Consider the following 2,075-nt stretch of genomic DNA (forward strand, 5'->3'; position numbering starts at 1 on the left):
GCGGGCGCTCGTTGCCCTGATCGGCGGGCTTGCGCTGCTCGTGGGCGGGGCGCGGCTGCTGGTGATCTCGGCGATCGCGTTGGCCCGGGCGCTCGACGTCCCCGAGGCGGTAATCGGCCTGACGGTCGTGGCGGTGGGGACCTCGCTGCCGGAGTTCGCCGTCTCCCTGCTCGCCACGCTCCGCGGACAGGCGGATGTGGCCGTGGGCAATATCCTCGGCAGCAACCTGTTCAACCTGCTGGGGATCCTGGGCGTTACCGCGCTGATCCATCCGCTGTCGGCGGCACCCCGGATCCTTGCGGTGGACCAGTGGGTGATGATCGCCGCTGCCGTGGCGGTGGTCGCCTTTCTCGCCACCCGGCTCGGGCTCGCCCGCTGGGAAGGGGCGTTGCTGCTTGCCGGCTACGCGGTGTACGTGTCCCTCGGCATGACCTGAGGCGGTCAGCGGGCGACGGCGCCGTCCCCGCGTCCGCTCCGGGTGGCGCCGGGGGAGCGTCCGAAGCGCCGGCGGTAGCAGCGCGCGAAGTGGGACGAGGACGAGAACCCGCAGGCGGAGGCGATCTCGAGGATGCTCAGCGTCGACTGGCGTAGCAGGTCGTGGGCCCGGTCGAGGCGCAGCTCCAGGTAGAACTGCCGCGGCGTCCGGTCGAAGTGGCGGCGGAACAGCCGCTCGAGCTGGCGCGGTGAGATGCCCGCGCTTTCGGCGATTTCCCGGGCGGGGAGCTGCTCGTCCAGGTGGGCGCGCATGATCTCCACGGCGCGCAGCAGCCGCGGATGGCGGATCCGGTGTTTGGCCTCCAGAGACATGCGCTGGGCGGCGTGGGCGGGGCGGATGCTCGGGTGGATGGCCTGCTCGGCGACCGCATTGGCGAGCGCCTCGCCATGGTCCCGGGCAATGAGCTCGAGCATCATGTCCAGGCCGGCGACCCCGCCGGAGCAGGTGAGCACGCCCTCGTCGGCCTCGTAGAGCTCGTTGGTGACGTGCAGCCGCGGGAATTCCTCGCGCAGGCTGTCGGCGTTCTCCCAGTGGATGGTGCACCGGCGGTCCTGCAGCAGTCCGGCCCGGGCGAGCAGCAGGGTGCCGGTGGAGGTCGCGCCCAGGGTGATGCCGGCACGGGCGAGCTGGCGCAGCCACTGGGTGATGGCGGGGCTCTCCACCGCGGCGGCGTCGTAGCCGGCGACCACGAACAGCGCGGACAGGCCCTCGCCGTCACCGAATCGCCGCGTGGGGCGGAAGAGCATCCCGTTGCTCGCCGTCACCGGGGCGTCACCCGGGCAGTACAGCGGCCATTCGTAGAGGTGCCGCCCGGAGAGGCGGTTGGCCATGCGCAACGGGTCGATCGCTGCGGCGAGTGAGATCATCGAGAACTGCGGCAGCAGCAGAAAGCCCATCTGGCGCGGGGCCGGTGCGCCCGCGTCCTGCGGTTCGGCGGTCTCCGTGTCGGTCGCGTTCATGGTGGGTTCCGGCCTGTCTCGGCGAGGGAGCGCCCCGATCCGCCGTGCCACGGCCGGATCGGGGCCCGCAGCCCCCAGTATGCCATCCGCGCGTGGGCGGTTCAGACGTGGCGGCCGAGCAGGGCCTCGTCGAAGGGGTACTTGGAGATCATCTCGACGCCGGTGTCGGTGATCAGCACTTCCTCCTCGAGCTTGACGCCCTCCGGGCCGTCCACCTCGCCGATGTAGCTCTCCACGCTCACGACCATGCCCGGCTCGAGCACCCCGTCGCCGGTGAAGCGGTCGAAGTCCACGGAGTGGGCCACCAGCGGCGTCTCGCCGTGCATGCCGACGCCGTGGATGATCGACGGGTAGCGCCGGTCGAGGAAGCGCTCGGGGATGCGCCAGGCGCGCTCGGCGATCTCGCGGTAGCTCATCCCCGGCTGGAGGATGTCGATGTTGTGGTGCACCTGCTCCCAGGCCATCTGGTAGAGGCTCTGCTGATAGCCGGAGGGGCGGCCGGGGCCGACGTGGAAGGTCCGCGAGAAGTCCGAGTAGTAACCGTTGCAGCCGATGGTGTCGGTGTCCAGGGCCACCAGCTCTCCGGGGCGGATCACGCGGTCGCTGGCCTCGTTGAACCA

Annotated in this window: 3 protein-coding genes; 1 reads left to right on the forward strand and 2 read right to left on the reverse strand. The window is 71.1% G+C overall.

Annotated features, from left to right (window positions below; all coding sequences use genetic code 11):
• The coding region (locus G7A99_RS18625; protein WP_371807635.1) for a sodium:calcium antiporter at positions 1-436 on the forward strand (436 nt) is incomplete at its 5' end.
• 5 nt (positions 437-441) lie between these two features.
• On the opposite strand, the gene G7A99_RS18630 is transcribed toward G7A99_RS18625, so the two are convergent.
• Both G7A99_RS18630 and G7A99_RS18635 read right to left on the reverse strand, forming a co-directional pair.
• Positions 442-1,455, reverse strand: coding sequence for a GlxA family transcriptional regulator (locus tag G7A99_RS18630; RefSeq protein ID WP_163142998.1), 1,014 nt, complete (start codon positions 1,453-1,455; stop codon positions 442-444).
• 101 nt (positions 1,456-1,556) lie between these two features.
• Positions 1,557-2,075: Xaa-Pro peptidase family protein (locus G7A99_RS18635; RefSeq protein ID WP_163143001.1), on the reverse strand; the 519-nt coding region annotated here is incomplete at its 5' end.

Source organism: Arhodomonas sp. KWT (assembly GCF_010993615.1).

Bases quoted from the DNA above. Each gene is read 5' to 3' on its own strand.
- G7A99_RS18630 (WP_163142998.1), bottom strand. From the start codon at position 1,455: ATGAACGCGACCGACACGGAGACCGCCGAACCGCAGGACGCGGGCGCA.